Annotated in this window: 22 protein-coding genes; 12 read left to right on the forward strand and 10 right to left on the reverse strand. The window is 66.1% G+C overall.

Annotated features, from left to right (window positions below; genetic code table 11):
- Positions 1 to 6 precede the first annotated feature (6 nt).
- Positions 7 to 612, forward strand: a complete 606-nt coding sequence (locus tag QOL57_RS19450; protein ID WP_089241949.1) for a glutathione S-transferase N-terminal domain-containing protein — start codon at positions 7 to 9, stop codon at positions 610 to 612.
- A gap of 295 nt (positions 613 to 907) precedes the next feature.
- Here QOL57_RS19450 and QOL57_RS19455 read toward each other — a convergent pair whose 3' ends face one another.
- Positions 908 to 1,915: a zinc-binding alcohol dehydrogenase family protein gene (locus QOL57_RS19455; protein WP_089241947.1), complete on the reverse strand. Its 1,008-nt coding sequence runs from the start codon at positions 1,913 to 1,915 to the stop codon at positions 908 to 910.
- 89 nt (positions 1,916 to 2,004) lie between these two features.
- Between QOL57_RS19455 and QOL57_RS19460 the strand changes: the two genes are divergently transcribed.
- Genes QOL57_RS19460 through QOL57_RS19470 form a run of 3 tightly spaced genes read left to right on the forward strand, consistent with a single transcriptional unit; the run spans position 2,005 to position 4,064 of the window.
- Entirely contained in the window at positions 2,005 to 2,979 is a 975-nt protein-coding gene (locus tag QOL57_RS19460) for a LysR family transcriptional regulator (protein WP_089241945.1), read from the forward strand.
- 12 nt (positions 2,980 to 2,991) lie between these two features.
- Positions 2,992 to 3,621: a leucine efflux protein LeuE gene (leuE, locus tag QOL57_RS19465; protein WP_089241943.1), complete on the forward strand. Its 630-nt coding sequence runs from the start codon at positions 2,992 to 2,994 to the stop codon at positions 3,619 to 3,621.
- Positions 3,622 to 3,656: 35 nt separating this feature from the next.
- Positions 3,657 to 4,064 carry a hypothetical protein gene (locus QOL57_RS19470; protein WP_176429903.1) on the forward strand — a complete coding sequence of 136 codons (408 nt, stop codon included), beginning with the start codon at positions 3,657 to 3,659 and terminating at the stop codon, positions 4,062 to 4,064.
- A gap of 33 nt (positions 4,065 to 4,097) precedes the next feature.
- Here the strand turns inward: QOL57_RS19470 and QOL57_RS19475 are convergent, their stop codons facing one another.
- Positions 4,098 to 5,009, reverse strand: coding sequence for a LysR family transcriptional regulator (locus QOL57_RS19475; protein ID WP_089241939.1), 912 nt, complete (start codon positions 5,007 to 5,009; stop codon positions 4,098 to 4,100).
- A gap of 121 nt (positions 5,010 to 5,130) precedes the next feature.
- Between QOL57_RS19475 and QOL57_RS19480 the strand changes: the two genes are divergently transcribed.
- Together QOL57_RS19480 and QOL57_RS19485 are read left to right on the forward strand one after the other, a co-directional pair.
- Positions 5,131 to 6,126 carry an aldo/keto reductase gene (locus QOL57_RS19480; RefSeq protein ID WP_089241937.1) on the forward strand — a complete coding sequence of 332 codons (996 nt, stop codon included), beginning with the start codon at positions 5,131 to 5,133 and terminating at the stop codon, positions 6,124 to 6,126.
- 175 nt (positions 6,127 to 6,301) lie between these two features.
- The gene (locus tag QOL57_RS19485) at positions 6,302 to 7,729 is read left to right on the forward strand and encodes an amino acid permease (protein WP_089241935.1); all 1,428 of its coding nucleotides are present in this window, start codon (positions 6,302 to 6,304) and stop codon (positions 7,727 to 7,729) included.
- 70 nt (positions 7,730 to 7,799) lie between these two features.
- Here QOL57_RS19485 and QOL57_RS19490 read toward each other — a convergent pair whose 3' ends face one another.
- Entirely contained in the window at positions 7,800 to 9,041 is a 1,242-nt protein-coding gene (locus QOL57_RS19490; protein WP_089241933.1) for a dipeptidase, read from the reverse strand.
- Between the two features lie 157 nt (positions 9,042 to 9,198).
- Here QOL57_RS19490 and QOL57_RS19495 point away from each other — a divergent pair, with 157 nt between their 5' ends.
- Positions 9,199 to 10,017 (forward strand): protein klaA, encoded by an 819-nt coding sequence (locus tag QOL57_RS19495; RefSeq protein ID WP_089241931.1) that lies wholly within the window; start codon positions 9,199 to 9,201, stop codon positions 10,015 to 10,017.
- Complete coding sequence (locus tag QOL57_RS19500; protein WP_089241929.1) at positions 10,014 to 10,880, forward strand: hypothetical protein; 867 nt, start codon at positions 10,014 to 10,016, stop codon at positions 10,878 to 10,880. Before QOL57_RS19495 ends, QOL57_RS19500 begins: the two co-directional genes overlap by 4 nt.
- Before the next feature lie 72 nt (positions 10,881 to 10,952).
- Here QOL57_RS19500 and QOL57_RS19505 read toward each other — a convergent pair whose 3' ends face one another.
- Entirely contained in the window at positions 10,953 to 12,122 is a 1,170-nt protein-coding gene (locus tag QOL57_RS19505) for a class I SAM-dependent rRNA methyltransferase (protein WP_089241927.1), read from the reverse strand.
- Between the two features lie 352 nt (positions 12,123 to 12,474).
- Here QOL57_RS19505 and QOL57_RS19510 point away from each other — a divergent pair, with 352 nt between their 5' ends.
- Positions 12,475 to 13,431 carry a TerC family protein gene (locus tag QOL57_RS19510; RefSeq protein ID WP_025875596.1) on the forward strand — a complete coding sequence of 319 codons (957 nt, stop codon included), beginning with the start codon at positions 12,475 to 12,477 and terminating at the stop codon, positions 13,429 to 13,431.
- Positions 13,432 to 13,537: 106 nt separating this feature from the next.
- Positions 13,538 to 14,308: a rhomboid family intramembrane serine protease gene (locus QOL57_RS19515; protein ID WP_089241925.1), complete on the forward strand. Its 771-nt coding sequence runs from the start codon at positions 13,538 to 13,540 to the stop codon at positions 14,306 to 14,308.
- A gap of 149 nt (positions 14,309 to 14,457) precedes the next feature.
- On the opposite strand, the gene QOL57_RS19520 is transcribed toward QOL57_RS19515, so the two are convergent.
- From QOL57_RS19520 to rpmH, 6 genes are all read right to left on the reverse strand, one after another.
- Positions 14,458 to 15,573, reverse strand: coding sequence for a glycerophosphodiester phosphodiesterase (locus tag QOL57_RS19520; protein WP_089241923.1), 1,116 nt, complete (start codon positions 15,571 to 15,573; stop codon positions 14,458 to 14,460).
- 259 nt (positions 15,574 to 15,832) lie between these two features.
- Positions 15,833 to 17,182 (reverse strand): tRNA uridine-5-carboxymethylaminomethyl(34) synthesis GTPase MnmE, encoded by a 1,350-nt coding sequence (mnmE, locus tag QOL57_RS19525; protein ID WP_089241921.1) that lies wholly within the window; start codon positions 17,180 to 17,182, stop codon positions 15,833 to 15,835.
- Between the two features lie 3 nt (positions 17,183 to 17,185).
- A complete protein-coding gene (locus QOL57_RS19530) occupies positions 17,186 to 19,855 on the reverse strand; it encodes a polysaccharide deacetylase family protein (protein WP_089242048.1) in 2,670 nt (889 codons plus the stop codon).
- A 130-nt stretch (positions 19,856 to 19,985) separates the two neighbouring features.
- On the reverse strand, positions 19,986 to 21,701 hold the full coding sequence (yidC, locus tag QOL57_RS19535) for a membrane protein insertase YidC (protein WP_089241919.1): 1,716 nt from the start codon (positions 21,699 to 21,701) through the stop codon (positions 19,986 to 19,988).
- Positions 21,701 to 22,195: a ribonuclease P protein component gene (gene rnpA, locus QOL57_RS19540; RefSeq protein WP_089241917.1), complete on the reverse strand. Its 495-nt coding sequence runs from the start codon at positions 22,193 to 22,195 to the stop codon at positions 21,701 to 21,703. Before rnpA ends, yidC begins: the two co-directional genes overlap by 1 nt.
- A 5-nt stretch (positions 22,196 to 22,200) precedes the next feature.
- On the reverse strand, positions 22,201 to 22,341 hold the full coding sequence (gene rpmH, locus QOL57_RS19545; protein WP_006404565.1) for a 50S ribosomal protein L34: 141 nt from the start codon (positions 22,339 to 22,341) through the stop codon (positions 22,201 to 22,203).
- Positions 22,342 to 22,595: 254 nt separating this feature from the next.
- Here rpmH and dnaA point away from each other — a divergent pair, with 254 nt between their 5' ends.
- Positions 22,596 to 23,927, forward strand: a complete 1,332-nt coding sequence (dnaA, locus tag QOL57_RS19550; protein ID WP_089241915.1) for a chromosomal replication initiator protein DnaA — start codon at positions 22,596 to 22,598, stop codon at positions 23,925 to 23,927.
- Between the two features lie 276 nt (positions 23,928 to 24,203).
- On the forward strand, positions 24,204 to 25,304 hold the full coding sequence (gene dnaN / locus QOL57_RS19555; RefSeq protein WP_005411731.1) for a DNA polymerase III subunit beta: 1,101 nt from the start codon (positions 24,204 to 24,206) through the stop codon (positions 25,302 to 25,304).
- The last annotated feature ends 817 nt before the right edge of the window (positions 25,305 to 26,121 follow it).

Genomic DNA, 26,121 nt, shown 5'->3' on the forward strand with positions numbered 1-26,121 from the left:
GCGCCCATGCTTGTTCTTTACGGAAAGCCCACCTCGATCAACGTGCGCAAGGTGCTGTGGCTGTGCGCCGAACTCGATCTCCCGCTCACGCATGACCCGACACCCGCGCCGGACCTGCTGGCCACGCTGAATCCGAACCGGCAGGTGCCGGTGCTGCGCGATAGCGACTTCGTGCTGTGGGAGTCCAACAGCATCTGCCGCTACCTGGCCGCACGCCAGGGCCGCGCTGACCTGCTGCCCGCTGCGGCGCAGGACCGCGCCAAGGTGGAGCAGTGGATGGACTGGCAGGCCACCGACCTCAACGGCGCCTGGCGCCACGTGTTCATGGCCCGCGTCCGCCAGCACCCCGACTTCGCGGACGACGCGCGCGCGGAGGCCAGCCTGACGCACTGGAACCAGCTGATGGGCACGCTGGACGCGCAACTGGCGGCCAGCAACGCCTACGTGGCGGGCAGCACCTTCACCCTCGCCGACATCGTCCTCGGCCTGTCGGCGCAGCGCTGGCGCAGTACCCCCGGCAGCAAGCCGGTGCTGCCCCACGTGGAAGCCTGGTTCGAGCGCCTACGCTCCAGCCCTGGCTTTGCCGAGCATGTGGACAACGGCGTGGCGTAAGGGGGTTTCCGGCAGGGCTGCGCCCTGCACCCGCAGAGGCAACGTCAACGTCAAAGGCTGGCATTCCGAGGGATGGCGGGGTGGCATGGGGTTGCGGGACACGCCGTAAACCCATCCATGGGGGCTCGTAGGCGCCATCCATGGCGCCTGCGGTCCCGCAACCCCATGCCACCCCGCCTTTCACGGATTTCCGCGATCTGCAGTAGATCCACGCCATGCGTGGATGAAGCTCAGAAGGATCGATACGGGCTTCTTGCAAGGGAGCACCCGCTTTTACTTTGCTTGGCCGGAACCCTTACCAGCCTTGCAGCACGATCTTGCCCTTCGCCCGATGGCTCTCCAGCAGCGCGTGCGCACGCCGCAGGTTGGCCGCGTCGATGTGCCCGAAGTGCTCACCCAGCGTGGTCTGCAGCACACCGGCATCGACCAGTTCGGCCACCCGGTTCAGTAGTTCGTGCTGACGCTGCATGTCCGCGGTCTTGTACAGCGGCCGGGTGAACATTGATTCCCAGTGCAGCGACAGCGCCTTGCGCTTCAGCGCCATCACATCGATCTGGCCCGGATCATCGATCAGCCCCAGCTGCCCCTGCGGCGCCAGCAGCTCGACGATCTGCGCATAGTGCTGGTCGGTGTGGGTCAGGCTGGCCACGTGGTCCACCTCGGTGATGCCCAGCCGCGCCAGGGCCTCGGCCAGCGGTCGGGTGTGGTCGATCACATGGTGCGCGCCCATCGCCTGCACCCAGTCCTGGGTCTCCGGGCGCGAGGCGGTGCCGATCACCGTCAGCTTGGTCAGCCGGCGCGCCAACTGCACCAGGATCGAACCCACGCCGCCCGCTGCACCGATCACCAGCAGGGTCTGGCCGTCGCCACCGCCTTCGGTGATACGCAGGCGGTCGAACAGCAGTTCCCATGCGGTGATCGCGGTCAGTGGCAACGCCGCCGCCGCGGCATCGTCCAGGCTGGCCGGCTTGCGGCCGACGCTGCGCTCGTCCACCAGCTGGTATTCGGCATTGCTGCCCGGGCGATCGATCACGCCCGCGTAGTACACCGCGTCGCCGGGCTGGAACAGGGTCACCTCGCTACCGATTGCATCGACCACACCCACCGCATCCCAGCCCAGCACGCGTGGGCCGTCGGTGGCAGCGCCGCGTCGCACCTTGGTGTCGACCGGGTTCACCGCCACCGCGCGCACCGCCACCCGCAGGTCGCGTGGGCCCGGCTGCGGTAGCGGCAGGTCGAGGTCGATCAGGGCCTGCGGGTCGTCGATCGGCAGTCCGGCTTGGGTGTAGGCAATAGCGCGCATGGGGGAGATCCAGTGAGGAGAGGCCACAGCGTGCGCCGTGCGCAGGGAGGCAGAAAGGCGCAGAATCGGTCAACACTTTCACTGCAGCAATGAAAATGGTCCGTTTCGACGATCTGCAGCTGTTCGTCCGCACCGCCGCGCTGGGCAGCTTCTCGCAGGCCGCGCGCGAGGCCGACCTGCTGCCGGGCCAGGTGGCCGCCGCGGTGGCACGGCTGGAACGCGAACTGGACCTGCGCCTGTTCGTGCGTACCACCCGCAGCCTGCGGCTGACCGCCGAAGGCGCGCTGTACCTGCCGTACGCGCAGGATGTTCTGACCACCCTGCGCGAAGGCCAGGCACGGGTGCAGGGCGAGGATGCGGAGCTGCACGGCACCCTGCAGTTGTCGGCGCCCTCGGACTTCGGCCGCAACCTGCTGCTGCCGTGGCTGACTGCGTTCCGTGCCGCACATCCACGGCTGCGCCTGCACCTGCGCCTGTCCGACGAAGTGGCCGACGTGTTCCGCGACCCGGTCGACGTGGCCATCCGCATCGGCCACTTCGACGACGCCAGCTACGTCGCCCTGCCGTTGCTGGAAGGCAACCGGCGCGTGCTGGCCGCATCCCCCGAGTACCTGCGGCGGCGTGGTGTGCCCTCGCGGCTGGAGGATCTGCGCGAACACGATTGCCTTGTCTACCAGCTCGGCGGGCGCGCCTACGATCGCTGGTCGTTCGAGCTTGAGGGGCGCCGCGTGGTGATCCCGGTGCGCGGGCCACTGGTCTGCGACGACGCCGACGTGGTGCGGCGCTGGGCGGTCGCCGGCGAAGGCATCACCTACAAATCCTGGCTGGACGTGCGCGACGATGTGCTGGGTGGACGCCTGCAGGTGTTGCTGGGTGGCATCGGCAGCCACATCCCCCTGCAGCTGGTGTGCCCGCACCGCAAGCAGTTCTCACCGGCCGTGCGGCAACTGCACGCGCAGCTGCGCCAGTACCTGCAACCGCTGCTGTCCGCGATGCCCGGCCATGGCGACGTGCCCCTGTCGCCTGCAACGTCACTGGCCGACAATGGCGCTCCCCCGTTGTAAGAGAATCGCGCCATGCCGTGGATGGGCATCCAGGACCTGTGGACCTTCCTGCTCGCTGTGCTGGTGTTTCTGGCCCTGCCCGGGCCGGGCACCTTCACCCTGCTGACCGCCACCGGTCGTGGCGGTGTACGCGGCGGCTACACGGCGCTGGCCGGCCTGCTGGTCGGCGACCAGATCCTGATGTGGCTGGCATTGGCCGGCGTGGCCGCGCTGCTGAAGGCCAATCCGACGGTGTTCCATGCCGTGCAGTATCTCGGCGCGGCGTATCTGGTGTGGGTAGGCATCAGCCTGCTGCGCACGCCCAAGGGCGACGGTGCCGAGGTTGGCCCGGTGCGCATGCAGCCGGGCCGCTACTTCCACCAGGCGATCCTGGTCAGCCTGCTCAATCCGAAGGCGATCCTGTTCTACATGGCGTTCCTGCCGCTGTTCATCGACCCGAAGGCACACCAGGGCATGGCCACCTTCGCGGCACTGGCCGGCATCATCTTCGTGGTCAGCATCGCCTACTGCTCACTGCTGATCTGGGTCGGCAACCTGGCCCGTCGTCGGTTGATCCAGCACCCGCGGGTCAGCGATGCGCTGCGCCGCGTGGCTGGCCTGTTCCTGGTGGGATTTGGCATCCGGTTGGGGCTGAACGGGTGATCCGGCGGCGGCTGGCGCTGGTGTTCATCGGGCTCATGGCCGGCACCGCAGCGGCCAGCGCACAGGACCATCGCTGCCTCACCGGGGGCCGCAACGACGGCATCCACCTGCTGTGGCGCTGGCTGGACGATGGCAGCGCCGACGTGCAGTACGCCGGGCAACGCGGCCGCCTGCAGGTGCAACGGGCGTCGCAGGAAACGACGGTGCTGGACGAGGACCGCCCGTATCAGTTCGACAGCGTCTGGGAAGAACGCATCGGTGGCCGCCTCAATGGGCGCTACTACCTGACCACGCAGGGCGCGCGCGTCTACGGTTTCAGCTACGAGCGCGCCCGCGACGGGCGACGCACCGCGTTCAACGAGGACGTCGAGGCGTGGCAGGAAGATGGCTGCCATTGGGCGGGCGTCGAGCCGCTGACCGTCGCGTCGAGTGGGCTCGACTGAGCCGACGCGACGGCCGCCAACCAGGGTTGGCGTCTACCAGGGCTGCGAATCATGCATTCCCTCGCGCAGGTGATCGATGAACACCCGCAGCTTGGGCGCCATCTGCTCGCGCGCGGGGTAGTACAGGTGGAAGCCGGGGAACGGCGGCTGCCAGTCCTGCAGCACACTCTGCAGTCGCCCGGCGGCGATGTCGTCGGCCATCAGCGAGGCGAAACCCTGGGCCATGCCCAGCCCCGCCAGCACGGCGTGATGGGCGACACCGGCATCGTTGAACGCCAGCCGCCCGCTCACTTCCACGTCCAGGTCGTGGCCTTCGCGGCTGAACTCCCAGCGCATCAGCCGGCCATTGGCCAAGCGGTGCACGATGCAGGCGTGGCCCTGCAGGTCATGCGGGGTCTGCGGCACGCCATGGCGTTCGAAATAGGCCGGTGTGGCCACCACCACCTGCCGCTCGCGTGGCCCGACCGGCACCGCGATCATGCCCTGTGCGAGTGATTCGCCCAGGCGGATGCCGGCGTCGAAGCCCTCAGCCACCAGATCGGTCAGCGCCGGGTCGACGCACAGTTCCACCTGCACCTGCGGGTAACGCGCAAGGAAGTCGGGCAGCCGCGGCAGCACCATGCGATCGGCGACGATGCGCGGCAGGGTCACACGCAGCCGCCCGGCAGGCACCGAGCGCGCGCTGTCCAGTTCGGCAAATGCCTGATCGATCTGGTCCAGGCCGCCACGCACGCGCTGCAGGAAACGCGCGCCGTGTTCGGTCAGGCTCACCCGCCGCGTGGTCCGCTGCAGCAGGCGCACGCCCATCCGCGCTTCCAGCGCACGCACGCTCTGCGACAGCGCCGAGGTCGACACGCCCAAGGCATCGGCAGCGCGGGTGAAGCTGGCATGTTCGGCCACGTGGACAAAGGCGACCACAGCGGTGAGGGGGACGGAGGCATCCATTGTGAAGCCATCCTTCAAGGTAAGTCCGTTGGTACGCAGTTTATCCACATGATGGCGTGGAGGATGCTGTGCCCCTCGCCACTGCCCATCCAGGCGTGGCGCCTTCCCCAAGGAGATCCGCATGAAGACCCGTACTCTCGGCCCCGCCGGCCCCACCGTGTCCGCCCTCGGCCTCGGCTGCATGGGCATGAGCGCCTACTACGGCGGCCGCGGCAGTGACGATGACGGCATTGCCGTCATCCGGCACGCGCTGGACCGTGGCGTGACCCTGCTCGACACCGCCGATGTGTATGGCCCGCACACCAACGAGGTGCTGGTCGGCCACGCGATTGCCGGGCGCCGCAACCAGGTGTTCCTGGCCAGCAAGTTCGGTATCGGCCTGAACCCGGCTGACCCAAAGGGGCGCCAGGTCAACGGCTGCCCGGACTATGTGCAGGCCGCCTGCGAGGCCAGCCTGCGCCGCCTGGGCGTGGACCACATCGACCTGTACTACCAGCACCGCGTCGACCCGACCGTGCCGATCGAGGACACCGTAGGTGCGATGTCACGCCTGGTGGAACAGGGCAAGGTGCGCTGGCTGGGCCTGTCCGAGGCCTCGGCGGCCACGCTCCGCCGCGCCCATGCGGTGCACCCGATCACTGCGGTGCAGAGCGAGTACTCGCTGTGGTCGCGCGAGCCGGAGCAGAACGGAGTGCTGGCCGCCACGGCGGAGCTGGGCATCGGCTTCGTGCCATATTCGCCGCTGGGCCGTGGCTTCCTGACCGGCGCCATCCGCAGCCCGGATGACTTCGACGCCGATGATTACCGGCGTACCTCGCCCCGCTTCGAAGGCGAAAACTTCCAGCGCAACCTGGCGCTGGTGGACACCGTGCAGGCGCTGGCCGCCGAACGCGGCATCGCCGCCTCGCAGCTGGCGCTGGCCTGGGTGCTGTCGCGCGGCGAGCACATCGTACCGATCCCGGGCACGACGCGGCGGGCACGGCTGGACGAGAACCTCGGTGCGCTGCAGGTGGAACTGGATGCGGCCACGCTGGACGCACTGGATGCCGCCTTCCCGCTGCATGCCGCTGCGGGTGAGCGCTACTCGGTCAGTGGCATGGCCAACATCGAGTCGTAGGAAAGGCCGGGACGAACGCACACCGGTGGCTGCCGCCGGATTGTGCCGATTCCGGCAGCCTGGCCGGGGCGCAGCGCGCGCCCCGCCCTGCATGACCCCCGTCAGTGGCAATGCTGCGCCGCGTTCGGTCACACTCGGGGACTTGTCGTTCTCAGTCACCCCTTCCGAGGCCTGCATGTCCCTGCTCCGGCGCAAGTCCCTAGATTCCGTCACCGTCCATGAAGCCGGCCGGCGCCTGGTCCCGACCCTCAGCTGGCCGCACCTGATTGCCCTGGGCATCGGCGCCATCGTCGGCACCGGCATCTACACCCTGATCGGTGTCGGTGCCGACCGCGCCGGCCCCGCCGTGCTGATCTCCTTCGCCATCGCCGGCGCGGTGTGTGCCTGCGCGGCATTGGCCTACGCCGAACTGTCCACGATGATGCCGGCCGCCGGCAGCGCCTATACCTACAGCTACAGTGCCCTGGGCGAAGTCTTCGCCTGGGTGGTGGGCTGGAGCCTGATCCTGGAGTACTCGCTGGTGGTGAGTACCGTGGCGGTCGGCTGGTCGGGCTATTTCGTCGGCTTCCTGGAATGGGTGCATACCCAGTTCGGCTGGGACCTGCGCCTGCCGGCCATGCTCGCGGCGGGCCCGCACGTCGACGGCGGCATGATCAACCTGCCCGCCATCGTCATCACCTGGCTGGTGGCACTGATGCTGATGGCCGGTACCAAGGAGAGCGCCACCCTCAACGCGATCCTGGTCGTGTTCAAGCTGATCGCGTTGGCCATCTTCGTGGCGGTGGCCCTGCCGGCGTTCGACAGCAACAACCTGCAGCCGTTCATGCCCTACGGATTCGCCAAGACGCTGGGGCCGGATGGCGTCGAGCGAGGCGTGATGGCCGCAGCGGCGATCATCTTCTTCGCCTTCTACGGCTTCGATGCGATTTCCACCGCCGCCGAAGAAACCAAGAACCCGGCGCGCGACCTGTCCATCGGCATCATCGGCTCGATGGTCGGCTGCACCATCGTGTACGTGCTGGTGGCGTTGGCCGCGATCGGTGCGATGAGCTACACGGTGTTCGGCCAGAGCGCCGAGCCGCTGGCACTGATCATGCGCCAGCTGGGCCAGCCGACCGCCGCGATGCTGATCGGCGTGATCGCCATCATCGCCCTGCCGACCGTGCTGCTGGCCTTCCTGTATGGCCAGAGCCGCATCTTCTTCGTCATGAGTCGCGATGGTCTGCTGCCGCGTGGCCTGTCCAAGGTCAACGCACGTACCGGCACGCCGGTGGCGACCACGCTGTTCACCGCCCTGGTGGTGTCGGCGCTGGCCGGTGTGGCGCGCCTGGACGAGATCGCCGCACTGGCCAATGCCGGCACCCTGGCCGCGTTCACCGCCGTTGGCATCTGCCTGGTGGTGCTGCGCGTGCGTGAGCCGAACCGCGAACGTACCTTCCGCACGCCGTTCGCCTTCATCGTCGGCCCGCTGGCGGCGCTGGGCTGCATCTACCTGTTCGTCAGCCTGCCGCACACCACCCAGCTGTACTTCCTGGCGTGGAACGTGGTCGGCCTAGTGTTGTACTTCGCCTACAGCCGTCGCAATGCGCTGATCGCGAAATAAGGGCGCCGCCGGGCATGGCCCGGCGGCGTTCGGGGATTGCCGGCCAGCGGCCGGCACTACCGCAGGGCGGCTAGCCGCCCTGCTTTGCCGCGTAGTCCTGCGCCTGGCGCATCACCCGCAGCAGGTTGCCGCCCCAGATGGCGGCGATCTGCTTCTCGGTGTAGCCCTTGCGCAACAGCCACGCGGTGATCTTCGGCAGCTGGCTGACATCGGGCAGGTCGCTCAGGCCACCGCCGCCATCCCAGTCCAGGCCGATGCCGACGTGCTCGGGCCCGACCACCTTGAGGATGTGCTCGAAGTGGGCGAAGAAGTCATCCAGGCTGGCGTGGCGCACCGGATGCTCGTGGTCCAGTGCCTGCTCGGCCTTCTGCAGCGCCACGCCCTGTTCGATGGTCATGCCTTCCCAGCCACCCAGCTGCTTGCTCAAGGCCTCTTCGGCCTGCTTGCGCTCGGGCGACTTGGCGGTGTCGATCAGGTAGCCGCCATACGCGTTCACCTGGATCACGCCGCCGGCCTTGGCCAGCTTGCGCAGGCGTGCGTCATCGAGGTTGCGTGGGTGGTCGTAGACCGCCTTGGCCGAGCTGTGCGACAGCACGAACGGCACCGGCATCATCGCCAGCAGATCATCGAATACGGCATCGGAGGCGTGCGACTGGTCGATGACGATGCCCAGCTTCACCGCGGAGCGCACCAGGTCCTTGCCGGCCGGGCTCAGGCCTTTCCACTCCGCGCCCTTGGGGTCGGTGGCCGAATCGGCGAACTCGTTGTTGGCGAAATGCACGGTGCTGAGCAGGCGCAGGCCCGCACGGTGATAGAACGAGAGCAGACTCGGGTCGGCCACCAGCGGGCTGGCGTTCTCCATGCTGATGTAGACCACGCGCTTGCCGGCGGCCTTGATGCGCGCCGCGTCATCGGCGGTCAGCGCCAGCGCGAAGCGCTCGGGGTTGGCGGCCAGCATCTGCCGGATCTCCAGCAAGCGCTGCAGGCCGTGATCGCGTTCGGCCAGATGCGCAGCGGCAGTGCGATCGCCCTGGTCGGTGTAGATCGCAAAGAAGCCGCCATCCAGCGCGCCTTCGACCATGCGCGGGTAATCCACCTGCGAGAGCGCATTGCGGTCGTGCCGCTGCTCGATGTCGAAGCCGTCGCGGCCGAAGTTGGCCGGCGTATCCAGATGGCTGTCCAGGGTCAGCAGGCGCTGCTGCAGTGCCTTGGCCCGGGCCAGTTCCTGCGTGCTGAAGTCGACGGCATGGGCGGACAGCGGCGCACTCAGCGCCAGGGCGAGCAGCAGGGAGAGACGACGCAACGACGGCATGGGCATCCACCGGCAATGGGAAGGACACGACCATAGCGCCGGGATGGCCAACGCGGGTAGTGCCGCGTTGACCAGCGGGCTCCATTACACTCGCCGACAGCCGATAAGGGCAGCGTGCAGCACCGCGTGCTGCGTCGACCATGGAATGGAAACACCGATGTCGAAGTCCCAGCCTCCGGCGCTGCCCGTGCAGGGCGAAGCGCCTGTCCCCGCCAGCATGGTCACCGTTGAACAGCTCAAGCGTGATGTGCTGCCAACGTTGTTTGCCGGGCGCACCGATATCGGCCGCTATGGCCCGGCTGACCTCGCCAGTGCCAGTGCCGAGCCGGCCTGGCAGGATGGCAGCGCCAACGCGCTGGCCCAGGCGCTCGCTGAGCTGGTCAGCCGGCTGTCCGAACACGATCCCAATGCGCTGCTGCAGCGCGCGGGGTGGTGGGAGCGGTTCACCGGTGCCGATATCGAAGACCGCCTGCGCCGGCGCATCGCCATGGGCAGCAACGGCGATGTACTGGCCAGGATCGAGCGCGAGGCCATCGCCGTGCGCGCCAGCGTCGATCGACTGGAAGCGCAGCTGCTCGAGCATGACGTGCAGGGTGTGCGGCTGCAGGTGTACATCGATGCAGGCGTACAGTTTCTGCAGGAACTGCCAGCGGCCACCGACAGCGTCGATGATGCGCCGGTGCTCGACCGTCCGGTTGAGCGGTTGCAGCGCCGTGTGGCCAACCTGACCGCCCTGCTGGCCAGCCATTCGATGAGCCGGATGCAGGTGCAGCTGGCACGCAGCAATGCCATCGACCTGCTGGACCGCTACAGCGAGACGGTGCAGATCCTGCTGCCGATCTGGCGCCAGACCATCCAGGCGCTGCACAACAGCGACAACGCCAGCCCACAGATGATCGCCAGTGCTGCGCAGGCGCAGGACCAGCTGAAGCAGGCGCTGCAGCAGTTGCTGCGCACGTCGGGGGTGCCGGCATGAGCGCGCAGGAACGCGATCCGCTGCAGATCCCGCCGGACCTGCAGGCGCGGGTGGAAGCCGTGCCAGGCCTGCGCGCGTTTTACCGGCGGGCCTCGCTGCTGCGGGTCTTCGGCCTGGCCTGCCTTCCGCTGGCGGCCACGGCGCTGGCCTACATGGCGCTGGCATTCACCGGCACCGAACTGGGCCCGCCTTCGTGGGCGCACGTGCCGGCCGGCTATGGCGCGAAGGACACAGGCAAGCAGCTGGTCATCCTGCTGGTCATGACGCCCTTGCTGCTGGTGTGGATGTTCTTCGGTGTGCGCGACCTGCTCGGCCGCCATCGCCTTCGCCGCTTCGCCTGGTCGTTCGCGCTGGGTTCGATGCTGCTGTGCGGTGCATGGGGAAGCATGGGCATCACCGCACCTGCCATGGGCCAGGGCGACCGCCTCGACCATCGGCAGTTGGACGCGCTCATCGCCAGCCCGGACTTCAGCCGCTTCAACCCGCAGTGGCAGGCCTATCTGCGGGCACAGCTGGAGCTGCCCTATGGCGTCGCCTCGCCGGCCGTGGTCGCCACCGCACGCGCGCTGGCCAATGGCGAGGACATCGGCGTTCCGGTCTCGCCGGCGATGCAGTCCCGCTTCGAGAAAGCAGCCGGTCTGCCCCGCTCCGAACGGTCACAGCGATGGCATGACCAGCGTCTGTTGGGCTGGCTTCTGTTCGACGTCGGCTGGGTGCTGGCGCTGCTTGCGGTACCGGCGCTGCTGGCGCTGGGTACGGTGGCGATCGTGCTCGGTCGCTACCTGCGCCGCAGGTCCGACGTGATCAAGGGGTTGCTTCAGCAGCTGCAGCCGGTTCCTGCGCAGCCGCGCGCGCAGCTCTGAGGCTGGCGCACTGGGGCAGTGTTCCGCGCTGTGCGCTGGAGCCGAGCATCACTCGGCTCCATGCGCCGCAGGTCAGTCCACCACGCGGCAGAACACGGCCTTCAGGTAACGCGATTCCTGCACGTGGGCCATGAACGGATGGTCCGGACCGGCACCGGCCACCTTCAGGATCTGGATGGTTCGGCCGGAGAAGTACGCCGCACGACGCAGCATGTCCAGGAACTGGTCCTCGGCCACCAGGCCGGTGCAGGAGAACGTGGCGAACAGGCCACCGGGCTTGACCACGCCCAGCGCCAGCTTGTTCATGTCCAGGTACTTCTTCAGCGCGGTGATCACCTGCTCGCGATCGCGGGTCATCTTCGCCGGGTCCAGGATCACCACGTCGTACTTCTCGCCGCGGTTGGCCGCATCACGCAGCCACGGGAAGATGTCGGACTGGACGAACTTCGGGCGCACGTTGTTCAGACGCGAATTGCCCTTGGCGATCTGGATGACGTCTTCATCGATGTCGATGCCGACCACTTCCGATGCACCACGCGCGGCCGCATACACGGCGAAACCGCCGGTGTTGCAGCACAGGTCGAGCACGCTCTTGCCTTCGACCTGCTGGCTCAGCCACTCACGGTTCTCGCGCTGGTCGGCGAAGAAACCGGTCTTGTGCGCACCGGCCGGGTCGGCGCGGAACTTGATGCCGTACTCGGTGATCACCGACGCTTCGGTGGTGGTGTTGCCGTGGAAGTCGAAGCTTTCCTGCTTCTGCACGTGCTCGTCGGCGAAGCTGTGGAAGCGGCAGCCCGGGAACTGTTCACGCAGAGCGTCGTATATCCACTCGCGGTGGCGGAACATGCCGGCGGCGAAGAACTCCACCACCACCAGGTCGTTGTAACGGTCCACCACCAGGCCGGACAGACCGTCGCCTTCGCTGTGTACCACGCGCCAGGCGTCGGACACCGCATCAAGCTTCAGCACCTCACGACGCAGCGACACCGCCTGGGCGATCTTGCGCGAGAACCAGCCGGCATCCACCGGAATCTGCGGGTCGGTTTCGAGGATGCGTACGGCAATACGCGAATGCCCGTTGTAGAAGCCACGGCCGATGAACTCGCCATCCACGCCGACGACGTCGACGAGGGAGCCGGGCTTGGGCCGGACGGTCGGCTTCTCGACCAGTTTCTGGAAGATCCACGGGTGGCTGGAACGCCACGCGTTCTTGAGGCGGACAACGGGAAGGGGGGTATTCATCCACCTATTGTAAACCGGGCGCTGGGGTCAGATCCCCACAGGGGCTCTGACCCCGGGCCGGTGTGCCAACCAAGGTTGGCACCTACCAGAGCTGGCCCCCGGCCCCAGGGCATTTGACGCCGGCCCGGCCAGGCCGCAGAATCGGCGGCAGAAGGGGAGTAGCTCCCAGACGTTGTCGCCGTCAATTCGAGCCCGCAGGCTCCGGTGCAACGGCAGTTCCGGCCCATCGGAACTGCGAGCAAGACCTTCGCCGTACTGGCGAAGCTCTGTCCCTGGATCCCCTCCCGATCCTCCGTTGCAGATCCTCGCCGTCCGGCTTGAGGCATTTTTCATTTTCCCAACGGACAAACCCATGCAGACGATCGGTAATTTGTGGTTGTGGGGCGGCTTCGCAGCGGTGGTGGTCATCGCCCTGCTGGTCGACCTCGTATTGATGCGCCATGGTGGCCCGCACAAGGTCACTTTCAAGGAGGCCCTGTGGTGGTCCATCGGCTGGGTCGCGTTGGCGCTGGCCTTCAACGGCGGCCTCTGGTTCTACCTGAACGAGACGGCCGGCCAGGTCGTGGCCAACAAGGTCGGCCTGGAGTTCCTGACCGGCTACCTGGTCGAGAAGGCGCTGGCGGTGGACAACATCTTTGTCTTCCTGATGATCATGAGCTACTTCGCGGTGCCGGAGGAACAGCGCCAGAAGGTGCTGATCATCGGCATCCTTGGCGCGATCGTGCTGCGTACGATCATGATCTTCGCCGGCAGCGTGCTGATCACCCAGTTCCATTGGCTGCTCTACGTATTCGGCGCCTTCCTGCTCTTCACCGGCTGGAAGATGTGGTTCGCCGCTGGCCAGGAGCCTGACCTGGAAGCCAACCCGGCCCTGCGCTGGATGCGCAAGCACCTGCGCCTGCTGCCGGACTACGAAGGCAACGCGATGAGCGTCAAGCGCGACGGCGTGCGCTGGTTCACCCCGCTGTTCGCGGTGCTGATCCTGATCGCAGTGACCGACGTGATCTTCGCGGTGGACAGCATCCCGGCGATCTTCGCGATCACCACCGACCCGTTCATCGTGCTGACCTCCAACGTGTTCGCGGTGCTCGGCCTGCGTGCGATGTTCTTCCTGCTGGCCGGCATGGCCGACCGCTTCCACCTGCTGCCGTACGGCCTGGCCCTGGTGCTGGCCTTCATCGGTATCAAGATGATGATCATCGACCTGTTCAAGATCCCGACCCCGATCTCGCTGGGCGTGGTCGCGGTGATCATCGCTGCCACGGTGGTGCTGAGCCTGAAGAACCCGCCGAAGGAAGGCGGCGCCTGATCCAGGCGGATTGAAGGATGCGGTCGGTGGATTGTCCCGCCGACCGCACCCACTCTCCCGCAGCGGTGGCCTTGGTTTCGCGCCGGCCACCGCCATTGCTGAGGGTATGAACACGAACGCGCCCCTGCCCGCCGGCGACGCGCCGGCCGACCGCAACGACCGCACGCGCATCCTGCGCGCCTTCAACGCCAGCCTGGCCGCCGTGCTGGTGCTGGTGGCCGTGTTCGCCCTGCAGGACCATTTCGACTGGCGACCCTGGGCCGTGGCACCGCTGGAAGCCAAGGGCCTGCTCGGCCTGATCGGCGGGCCGCTGCTGCATGCTTCGGTCGAACACATCGCCGCCAACAGCGCCGCGATCCTGATCCTCGGCACCCTCGCCGGCAGCGTCTATCCGAAGGCCACGCTACGTGCCCTGCCCCTGCTCTGGGTCGGTTCGGGCATCGGTGCGTGGATGCTGGGCAACCCCGGCAGCTTCCATCTCGGCGCCAGTGGCGTCACCCACGGCCTGATGTTCCTGCTGGCCAGCCTCGGCCTGCTGCGCCGCGACCGCGCGGCCATCGCCACCGGGCTGATCGGCATGCTGTTCTACGGCGGCATGCTGATGACCGTGCTGCCGCACGCCGACGGAGTGTCCTGGCAGTCGCACATGGGAGGTGCCTTCGCCGGCATCATCGCCGCGCTGCTGTTCCGCAATGCCGACCCGTTGCCGCCGCGCCCGCGTTACAGCTGGGAAGACGAGGAAGAAGAGGTCGAGCCGCTGGCCGACGACGAACTCGAGCCGCCGTCGCCGCAGCGCGTGCCGGTGCTGTGGCAGCCGCGCGAAGGGCAGGACTATGTGGTCGTCCCGTTCCGCCGCCCGGAAGATCCGCGCGGTTGAGCTGTGACGGGGTCGGATCCCCGAAGGGGCTCTGACCCCGATCACCGATGACCCGGTGGCCGCCCACCTTGGTCGGCGCTCCTGCCTCCGGCGTTCATGGCCCCGCGGCGACCGCGTGCCAACCAAGGTTGGCATCTACCACCGGTGCATCAGTTCGCCGCGTTTCCCGCCGCGCCCATTCCATCCACCGCCTGCCGGCCCAGTGCCGGGTCATCGGTGAAGAATGCATCGATGCCGGTCGCCAGGTAGGCACGCATCTCGGCGATCGATCCTTCCGCATTGCGCGCGTTGTCGGCACCCTTGCGCACGTTGCTGGCTTGGAAGTGGTTCTCCGGGCGGAACGTATACGGGATCACCATCAGACCCACCGCGTGCGCATCGCGCACCAGCGACGTCGGCGTGCCCAGCGCACCGTTGGCATCCAGCGGGATGATCGAACGCAGCTCCGGGCCGATGCCATCGGCATAGGTCGCGATGTCCTTCAGCCCCGCCGGGGTCATCATCTGCGCATAGGTCAGCGCGCCGCCAGCCTTGGCGATGTCGGCCGGTTGGGTATCGCCCTTCCACAGCAGCTGCAGCAGGCGGATGTTGCTGCCACGCGGGATCTTGCCGCGCAGGTAACGCAGGTTGGCGGTCTCGAACGACTGGATGGTGACGGGGCCGACGTTGGTATAGGCGTTGCCACGCAGCGCAGCCAGCACCTTGTCTTCCATCGGCAGGCCGATCGACTGGAAATAGGTCGGGTGCTTGATCTCCGGCACCAGGCCGATGCCACGGTTGGCACGACCGGCCTGCTGGACCAGGAACGCCAGGATCTCGTCCAGGCTGGCGATGCGGAACTGGCCGTCATAGGCGGTGCTGCGGAACTCCGGCAGTCGCTCGCGGGCGTACAGGGTCTTCAGCTCGGCCAGGGTGAAGTCTTCGGTGAACCAGCCTTCGACCGTCTGCCCATCGATGACCTTGCGGGTCTTCCGCTTGGCGAATTCCTTGTGCTCGGCCACATCGGTGGTGCCACCGATCTCGTTCTCGTGGCGGGCCACCATCACCCCGTCCTTGGTCATCACCAGGTCCGGTTCGATGTAATCGGCACCGTCGGCGATGGCCTGCGCATACGCCGCCAAGGTGTGCTCGGGCAGCAGCGCGCTTGCGCCGCGATGACCGTAGACCGAAACCTTGGGCGCGGCCGGAGGGGGAGATTCAGCACTCATGGCCACCGATGGTGCCACGGCCAGCGACAACAGCAACACACGACCCCACGACTTCACTGCGACTTCCCCAAGCGGTTTGTGATGGGCGTCAGTATGCGGCGGGAATGTGACAGGTTGGGGGAGCCGGGGTCGGATCCCCGAAGGGACTACGCCCCCAATCTGTCAGATACGGATCTCCAGGATCCGGTAGTCACCGACCTTGGTCGGCGCACTGCTCTTGGGGTTCCATGGCCCCGGATGCCCGGTGCCAACCAAGGTTGGCATCTACCAGAGCGTGAGCCGTGCGATTGATCGATGTCGGGGATCTGGCCCGGCCTTATTTGCCTATGCAGAAACTGGAGAAAATCCTTCCCAGAAGGTCATCGGCACTCATCTGTCCGGTGATCTCGCCCAGTGCGTCGTGCGCCAGCCGCAGTTCTTCCGCCGCCAGCTCCAGGTGCTCGTGCACCAGCTCTGCATCGGCACGCTGAGCATGTTCCTGCGCGCGCTCGATGGCATCTACATGGCGGGTACGCGCAGAGAACTCACCGTCCACCTGCTCGCCTGCACCGGCCGAGGCGATCGAACGCAGGCGTGCATGCAGGTCGTCCAGTCCCGTGCCGGTCGCAGCGGAGACAAACAAGCGATCCGCATCGTCCTGTTCGGGCGTCCCCAACAGCAGATCCGACTTGTTGTGGATGAACACCTTGTGCGGCACCGCCAGCACGGCCTCACCAATGGCTGCTTCGCCCGCGGCCGGGTCGCGCGCATCCAGCACGATCAGGGCCAGGTCGGTGCGTTCGATCTCGGCGCGCGCGCGGCGCATGCCTTCGCGTTCGATGGCATCGCCGCCCTCGCGCAGGCCGGCGGTGTCGACCAGGGTCAGCTCCAGGCCATCCAGGCGGATGGTCTCGCGCAGCGTGTCGCGGGTGGTGCCGGCTATGTCGGTGACGATGGCGCGCTCGCTGCCCGCCAGCGCGTTCAACAGCGAGCTCTTGCCGGCATTCGGTGGGCCGATCAGCACGGCATGCAGGCCATCGCGCAGGCGACGGCCGCGTTCGGCATCCCGACGCAGCAGGGCCAGGTCACTGCGGGCTTGCTCGAGGCCGCACCGCACCTGTGCACCGCCCAGCGTATCCAGCGGTTCATCGGCGAAGTCGATGGCCGCTTCCACGTGGATGCGCAGCAGCACCAGCTGTTCGCCCACGGCATCGATGCGGCGCGAGAACACACCGTCCAGCGAGCGGCGTGCAGCACGTGCGGCGCGGTTGTCACCGGCCGCGATCAGATCGGCGATGGCTTCGGCCTGGGCCAGGTCGAGCTTGCCGTTGAGAAACGCACGCTCGCTGAATTCACCTGGCCGTGCCTGGCGCGCGCCAAGTGCGATGCAGCGCGCGACCAGTTGCTGCAGCAGCACCGGGCTGCCATGGCCCTGTAGCTCCACCACTTCTTCGCCGGTGAAGCTGTTGGGTGCCGGGAACCACAGCACGATGCCGTCGTCGATCACCTCGCCGTCGGCATCGCGCAGGCGCGCGTAGTGCGCGTGGCGCGGCCGCAGTGCAGGCGCACCCAATGCGTTGGCAATCGCTGCGGCGCGTGGGCCCGACAGGCGCAGCAGGCCGACGCCACCTGCACCCGGTGCGCTGGCAATGGCCACGATGGTCTCGGTACGCGTCATCTCGTTCATCGCTCAGAGCTTCTCCAGCTGCGCGCGCGCCTGTGCCGCACCACTGCCCTGCGGCTGCAGCGCCAGGTAGGTGGTGTAGGCCTGCTTCGCCTTGGCCTTGTCGCCGGCGTGGAAGTAGGCATCGCCCAGGTTGAGATGGGCCACCGCGCGCGACGGATCGATCTTCAGTGTGTTCTCCAGCCAGCGCGCCGCTTCGGCGTAGCGTTGCTGGCGGTAGTAGACGAAGCCGAGGTTGTTGGCCGCCTGGGCGAAGTCCGGGCGCAGCTTCAGCGCCTCGGTGAACTGGAGGGCGGCTTCGTCGTACTGCTTCTCGCGGTACAGCTGCAGGCCACGGTCATTGGCCTGCTGCGCGCGCTGGCGGTCGGAGGCCGGGCCGGCGGTCGGCACCACCAGCTTGGCCTTGCCGCCCTGCAGGTCGGCCACGGTCACCGGAGCCTGGGCGCCCTTGGCATCCTGCGCGGCATCAACCTTGTTGTTCAGTGCGATCGCATCGGGCGTCAGCTGCCGGGTATCGGCGTTGAGGTATTCCTGGCTGTCCGGCACCTGGAACACGAACTCGCCGCCCTGCGAGCCGGGCAGGCTGCCGAAGGCGGGCGTCTGGTGCGAGACCGCCGACACCGCCGGTGCCACATAGGCGGCCAGCTCGGTACCGGTGATCAGGCCATCTCCATTGAGATCGCCCTTGCCGGCCAATGCCTGCAGCAGCACCCAGGTAAACACCGAGTGCCCGTTCGGGCCGGCATCGGCAACCTGCTGGTCGGCGCCGCCGGCGGTCAGCATCTGTCGCGCGCTGCGGCGTGCGTTCTCGCGCAGGAACAACGACGACGACGGGCCGCCGCGGGTCAGGCCGAGGCCGCTGTAGCAGGCATCCATCACGAACATCACATGCTTGGCCTGCATGCTCTCGGCGATGTTCTGGATGTCGGTCATCGCGATGGCGTCGGTGGCGAATTCCTTCGGGTCCGAATCGACCGGGATGATGTAGCCCAGGTCACGACCAGAGGCGAGCTGGCGCGTCGCGCCATGGCCGGCGAAGAACACGAACACGCGATCATTCCTACCGGTGCGGTCATCGGACAGGCGGTCGTGGAAGGCGGCCAGGATGTTGTTGCGGGTGGCCTGCTCGTTCTTCAGCACGATCACCTGCGAGGACGGGAAGCCGAACTGCCCGGTCAGCGTATCGGCCACGGCCTGCGCATCGTGGCTGGCGTACTCCAGCTTCGGCCATTTGGCGTATTCATCGATGCCGACCACGATCGCCCACGATTTTTCATAGCCGGTGGTGACGGTGGCATCGCGGTCGCTGCCCTTGCGCGGGCGGGCGACGCTGAAGTCGCGGCCATTCCAGCCAGCGAACTGGTAGCCGTCGGCGATCAGCCGATCCAGAATCTGCGGCAGTGCCTTCACCGCGCGGTCGTGGATATCGTGGAACAGGATGATGCCGCGCTGTTCCTTGTTCACCTGGTCGAGCACGCGCTGCACGATCGACTCAGGCACCGGGTCGGCCCAGTCCATCGAATCGATGTTCCACATGATCGACTTCAGACCCGCTTCGTTCAGCAGCTGCAGGCCTTCGGCGTTGCGCGCGCCGTACGGGAAGCGGAACAGCGGCGCGCGCTTGCTGTCGACATCCTTCAGCAGGGTGTCGGTGTCCAGCACCTGCTGGCGCAGCGCATCGCCAGTGGTACGCGACAGCTGCGCATGGGTCAGGCTGTGGTTGCCGACGGCGTATCCCTCTTCCATCAGGGTGCGGCTGATCTTCGCCATCGGCCCAAGGCTGACCTTGCCGTCGGTCTCGACCTTGCCCAGGTTGCGGCCCACTTCGAAGAACACGCCGGGCACGTCGTAGCGCTTGAGGATGGCCACGACTTCATCGGTATATGCCTTGTGCGGGCCATCGTCGAAGGTCAGCACCACCGTCTTCGGCGGCAGGTCGCGGCCGAAGATCTCGCGGTCGCTGTCCTTCATCGACATCGGGTACGGCTCGATCACGCCGTAGTCGCGCAGGATCGCTTCGCGGCTGTAGTCCTTGTGCAGGTGCGCGATGTAGTCGTCCCACTTCTCGCGCTTCAGTTCGATGGCACGGGTGCGCTCGAAGCGGCTGAAGATGCGGGTCAGTTCCTGGTTGTAGTTGCGCTCGATCTCGTCCAGCGCCTCCAGGTCTTCGCCGATGCGCTGGTGCAGCTTCACCGCCGGCAACGAGGAATCGGCGCCGATGCGTTCGTGCAGGTCACGCAGCACCTCGCGGAACGCCAGGCGATCGGCATCGAACAGTTCCGGCGCCGACTCGATGTAATCCAGCACCGTGCCCAGGGTAGCGAAGCGCTGCGGGCTGCTACCGCGCAGCAGCGTATCGAACTGCGCGGCAATGGCGCTGCGCTGTTCCAGGCCATCGTGGAACAGCTGCTGGCCGATGCGGGTGGAGGTGGTGCGATCGGCCGCGGACTGCTGTTCCTCATCGGCCAGCAGCACGATGATCCGGCGATAGCCGTCGAGCTGCTTCTGCAATGCGCCCAGCAGCGGTGCTGCGGCCGGGTCGGCGGCAGCGGCAGCCTGTGCGCTCGGCTGGGTGACCGCCGCCGGTGCTTGCGCGTCCTTGTCGCCGCAGCCGGCCACGAGCAGGGTCAGCAGCAGGCTGGGCAGGAACAGACGAAACGACGGCGCACGCGGCATGGCGGACTCGAACAATGGGGAATGGTGTGCCGGCGATTCTAACGCCGCATGCGAAAAGCCCGCCTTGCGGCGGGCCTTTGCTGGGTCGATCGACCCTGGGGAGCAGTCGACCAAGGTCGACGTCTACCTCTTACTTTTTCTTGGCCGGGGCGGTCGCTGCCGTGGCCGGCACCGGATCGCTGCCGTGACGCTTGGTCATCCACCACTGCTGCAGCAGGCCCAGGCCACCGTTGACCACCCAGTACAGGACCAGGCCGGACGGCATGAAGGCCATCATGACGCCGAACACCAGCGGCATGAACTGCATCATCTTCTGCTGCATCGGGTCCATGCCCGGTGCCGGCGTCAGCTTCTGGGTGAACCACATCACCGCCACGTTGATCACCGGCAGGATGAAGTACGGATCGCGTGCGGTCAGGTCCTGGATCCAGCCGAACCAGGGCGCCTGGCGCAGTTCGACCGATTCCACCAGCACCCAGTACAGAGCGAAGAAGATCGGCATCTGGATGAGGATCGGCAGACAGCCGCCCATCGGATTGATCTTTTCCTTCTTGTACAGCTCCATCATCGCGGTCTGGAACTTCTGGCGGTCATCGCCATAGCGTTCCTTCAGCTGTGCGATGCGCGGCTGGAAGCGACGCATCTTGGCGCCACTCTTGTACTGCGTCGCCGACAGCGGGTACAGCACGATCTTCAGCAGCACCACCAGGCCAACGATGGCCCAGCCCCAGTTGCCCACCAGCTTGTGCACCTGGTTGAGCACCCAGAACAGGCCCTGGCCGATCACCGCCATCATCGAGAAGCGGCTGTAGTCGACCACACGGTCCAGACCCGGCACGTCTTCCTTGGCGATCAGGTTGACCAGCTTCGGGCCGACCCACAGGCGGGCCTCGGTGCTGGTGGACTGGCCCGGGGCCACGGTGAAGGCCGGGCCGCGCGCTTCGATCAGGTCACGACCAGCCACCTGCGACAGCACGTAGTGTGCGGTCTGGTCCTTCTGCGGGATCCAGGCGGTGAAGAAGTGGTGCTGCAGCATCGCCAGCCAGCCGCCGGTGATGTTCTGGTTCAGCGCGCCATCGTCCAGGTAATCCTTGAACGCACGACGCTGGTACTTCTTGTCGTTGTCGTACCAGGTGGCACCGTTGAAGCTGAACGAGTCCGGGTTGGTCATGCTCCGCGACAGGATGGTCGGGGTGCGGTCCAGGGTGCGGTAGACGTAGCCGTTCCACGGCGCGGCGCCAGCGTTGCTGACTTCGTCCTTGAAGCGGATCGCATACTCGTTGCGGCCCACGATCAGGGTGCGCTTGATGGTCACGCCGTTGTCGGCGGTCCACACGAAGGGGACCTGCAGTTCGTTCTGGCCATTGGCCAGCACGAAGTCGCGGGTATCACCGACCAGCTTGAAGCCGTCGACGCCCGGCACCGGGGTGTTCTTGTCTTCGCTCGCCCAGCCGCTGATCGCGCTGTACGGATGTGCGGGATCTTCGGTCAGCAGGCGTACCGGCGGGCTGCCTTCGTCCTTGCTCTGCGGGAACTGCAGCAGTTCGGCATCGAGCACGCGGCCACCATCGAGCACCAGGCGCAGCACGTCGGTGGTGATGGTCACGCGCTGTGCGGACGGGGTGGCGCTGGCCTGGGCCTGTACAGCGGCCTGGCCCGGGGCACCGGGAACCTGCGCGCTGGGGATGCTGCCCGGGGTTGCACCCGGAACGCTCTGTGCGGCGGCCGGGGCCGAGCTGGTCGTCGGCGCCGGGGTCGGGGCGGACTTCTCACGGCTCCACTCCATCCACAGCAGCACGGCCACCATCAGCCAGGCAAAGATCAGGAAAACACGGGTCTGGTTCATCAGCAGGCAGGCTCAGCGGGGCCGGGACGCGGTGCCGGCTCGGTGACGGAGGAAATGGCAATGCCATCAGGCGGCGGCATTGTGCCGTCCACGCCCGGCGCGGGCAATGCGCGCAGGCGCCGCAACAGGCGCAGGAAGGCCTGGCGGATATCTTCGTTGCTGGCGTGACGCGCAGCAGTACGAGCCACGACGACGAAGTCGCCTGGCTGTATCTCGGTTCGTGTCTGACGCAAGGCGTCGCGCAGGACGCGCTTGATCCGGTTACGCCCAACGGCGTGAGGATCGACCTTGCGGGAAACCGCCAGACCCAGCCTGGCCGGCCGGTCAGCCGGTAGCCAGTGCAGGGTCATCAGCGGATCGGACACACGGCGGGCGCCGTTGAAGACCGTTGAATATTCGGCACGCGTGCGAACCCGCGCAGAGCGAGGGAATCGCTTGCGCGGGTCTGCAGTATTCACTGTCGAATGGATTGCGTCTGCCGCTGGATGCGGCATGGCAATCAGGCGCTCAGGACTTTGCGGCCCTTGGCGCGGCGACGCGACAGGATCTTGCGGCCGTCAGCGGTCTTCATACGGGCACGGAAGCCGTGGTCGCGCTTACGCTTGAGGTTGCTGGGCTGGAAGGTGCGCTTGGTGGCCATGTGGGCCTCTCGTATGAATGGGACGGAAAGAACCGGAAATTTTAGAGAGGTATCCCCCCTCCCGTCAACCCCTGTCTGCTACGCCAATTCACTGGGCTGTGCAATAGCTGTGGATCTTTTTGTGAATAAGTAGGGGACAAGCATTCCGAAGGCGGGCGCTCGGTGGTAGGCTGAGCCATCCATTTCCCCCCTTTCAGGCCTGTGTTTGGGCGCCTTTTCGCGCCTATGCATCGGCCACCGGACAATTATTGCTGATGGATGCCTGGTCACGTAGTCTCGAGCGACTCGAGGCGGAGTTCCCGCCCGAGGATGTTCACACCTGGTTGAAGCCGCTGCAGGCCGATCTGCGCGCTGACAGCCTGGTGCTGTATGCACCGAATGCCTTCATTGTCGATCAGGTGCGCGAACTGTACCTGCCGCGGATCCGCGAGCTGGTCACCCACTTTGCCGGTTTCGGCGACGTTTTTCTTGAAATCGGCTCGCGCCCGCGTCCCGTGGACGCGCAGATTGCGCCGGTTTCCAGCCATTCGGCGCAGGCGCCGGTGCAGCCGCAGGTCCCGTTCGCCGGCAACCTGGACAACCACTACACCTTCGCCAACTTCGTCGAAGGCCGCAGCAACCAGCTGGGTCTGGCTGCAGCATTCCAGGCGGCGCAGAAGCCGGGCGACCGCGCGCACAATCCGCTGCTGCTGTACGGGGGCACCGGCCTGGGCAAGACCCACCTGATGTTCGCTGCCGGCAACGCGATGCGTCAGGCCAATCCGGGCGCGAAGGTGCTGTACCTGCGTTCGGAGCAGTTCTTCAGCGCGATGATCCGGGCCTTGCAGGAAAAGACCATGGATCAGTTCAAGCGCCAGTTCCAGCAGGTCGACGCGCTGCTGATCGATGACATCCAGTTCTTCGCAGGCAAGGACCGCACCCAGGAAGAGTTCTTCCACACCTTCAACGCGTTGTTCGATGGCAAGCAGCAGATCATCCTGACCTGCGACCGCTATCCGCGTGAAGTCGAAGGCCTGGAAGCGCGCCTGAAGTCGCGGCTTGCCTGGGGCCTGTCGGTCGCGATCGAGCCGCCGGACTTCGAGACCCGCGCCGCGATCGTGCTGGCCAAGGCCCGCGAGCGTGGTGCCGAGATTCCCGATGACGTTGCGTTCCTGATTGCCAAGAAGATGCGCTCCAATGTGCGCGACCTCGAGGGCGCGCTGAATACCCTGACCGCGCGCGCCAATTTCACCGGCCGTGCAATCACCACCGAATTCGCCCAGGAAACCCTGCGCGACCTGCTGCGCGCCCAGCAGCAGGCGATCAGCATTCCAAACATCCAGAAAACCGTTGCCGACTACTACGGGCTGCAGATCAAGGATCTGCTGTCCAAGCGTCGGACCCGGTCGCTGGCCCGTCCGCGCCAGGTTGCCATGGCGCTGACCAAGGAACTGACCGAACACAGCCTGCCTGAGATCGGCGACGCCTTTGCCGGTCGCGATCACACCACGGTGCTGCATGCCTGCCGGCAGATCCGCACCCTGATGGAAGCCGACGGCAAGCTCCGCGAGGACTGGGACAAGCTGATCCGGAAGCTGAGCGAATGATGCACGTACGCCGATGAGGCGTCACCGCATAAAACGGTGCAGAATCCGGTAGCAAGCGCGGGACAGGGTGTGGATAAAAATGCCGTTGGATTTCGCGGAAGATTTATCCACAGCTTTCCCCACCCCTTGGGGGCTGGTAATGCAGAGGGTTTCGAGGCCTGAAACCCTTTTGTTTACAAAGACTTAGCTGTGTTTTCCAGCGATTCTGGCTCTACCAGCACCACCAAGCTTTTGATTTATTCCACATTTTTTTAAAGCATAGGGGCACGGAACCACATGCGTTTCACACTGCAGCGCGAAGCCTTTCTCAAGCCGTTGGCACAGGTCGTCAACGTGGTCGAACGCCGCCAGACCCTTCCGGTTCTGGCCAATTTCCTGGTGCAGGTGCAGAACGGCCAGCTGTCGCTGACCGGTACCGACCTGGAAGTGGAGATGGTGTCGCGGATCGCGGTTGAAGATGCCCAGGACGGCGAAACCACCATTCCCGCCCGCAAGCTGTTCGAGATCATCCGCGCCCTGCCTGATGGCAGCCGGATCACCGTCTCGCAGACCGGTGACAAGATCACCGTGCAGGCAGGACGCAGCCGCTTCACCCTGGCCACCCTGCCCTCCAACGACTTCCCGTCGGTGGACGAAGTGGAAGCCACCGAGCGTGTTGCGATCGGCGAAGCCACCCTGAAGGAGCTGATCGAGCGCACTGCGTTCGCGATGGCCCAGCAGGATGTGCGCTATTACCTCAACGGCCTGCTGTTCGACCTGCGCGGCGATGCCCTGCGCACCGTCGCTACCGATGGTCATCGCCTGGCCCTGTGCGAAACCGATCTGGCCAAGCCCAGCGGTTCCAAGCGCCAGATCATCGTGCCGCGCAAGGGCGTGACCGAACTGCAGCGCCTGCTGGAAAGCGGCGATCGCGAGATCGAGCTGGAAGTCGGCCGCAGCCACGTTCGCGTCAAGCGCGACGATGTCACCTTCACCTCGAAGCTGATCGATGGTCGCTTCCCGGATTACGAGGCAGTGATTCCGATCGGCGCCGACCGCGAAGTGAAGGTCGACCGCGAAGCACTGCGTGCCTCGCTGCAGCGTGCCGCGATCCTGTCCAACGAGAAGTACCGCGGCATCCGCGTCGAAGTCTCGCCGGGCAACCTGAAGATCAGCGCGCACAACCCGGAGCAGGAAGAGGCCCAGGAAGAAATCGAAGCCGACACCACGGTCAGCGACCTGGCCATCGGCTTCAACGTGAACTACCTGCTGGATGCCCTCTCTGCGCTGCGCGACGAAGAAGTGATCATCCAGCTCCGCGACTCCAACTCCTCGGCGCTGGTGCGCGAATCGAGTAGTGAGAAGTCGCGTCATGTGGTGATGCCGCTGCGTCTCTGACAGCTGCGCCGTTCCACGTGGAACACATGGACGCCCGGGAATCCCCGGGCGTTTTTTTTTGTTCCACGTGGAGCATCGGTGCCGAATGCTTCTTGCACCTTCGGGCTTGCGGCTGACGAGACGTTGCAGACGTCCCCGCTCCTGCATGGGATCGTCGCTGTCGGAAGCCAGCCGAGGAGTTCCAGCCTTGCAGGAATGCTGAGACGGCTCGAATGCAAGTAGAGCGCGGTCTTGGATCGAGCGACTTCGCCTGCGTGCTGACTTCTCTGTCCACAGGCCTCATTCGCGGAAATTCGGGGCGTCCCTAGCTTCTAAATCTGGGTATAAATCAAAAGCTTGGTGGTGATGGTAGGACCAGATTTCATGTAGAAGTAGGCTATGTTTTTGATTTAAAACAACTTTATAGGGCTGAAACCCCTTGTATATAGGCCATCAAGCCTGGGGGGGAACCTGTGGACAGTTTTGACGCGAGATAAAAGTGCCTTTTTTATCCACAACTCGCCCACACCTTGTGTATAAGTCATACAGTCCCGCTGTGGATGGCGTGGAACGGATGCATCGAATTTCTTGAAATCTGTGGAACCTGGCAGGGCCGCTGTCAGCAGATTTCAAAGAATTTTCGGAGTACTGACGGTCACCGCGGCGCACCGTCAGGCCTGGTGCGCGTGCAACGGCCGTCGGATTGTTGAAATCTGGGCTCCTTGAGACTTGGCGGGCTGCTGGATTTGAACGATTTCGGCCGCTGTCCGGTCGCCTGTCGCTGGCAGTCACGCCCTCGATCACGTGAAACATGTGTTCTCCGGCACCGCCAGGGCTC

The organism is Stenotrophomonas sp. yr243 (assembly GCF_900184195.1).
Classification (GTDB): Bacteria; Pseudomonadota; Gammaproteobacteria; order Xanthomonadales; family Xanthomonadaceae; genus Stenotrophomonas; species Stenotrophomonas lactitubi.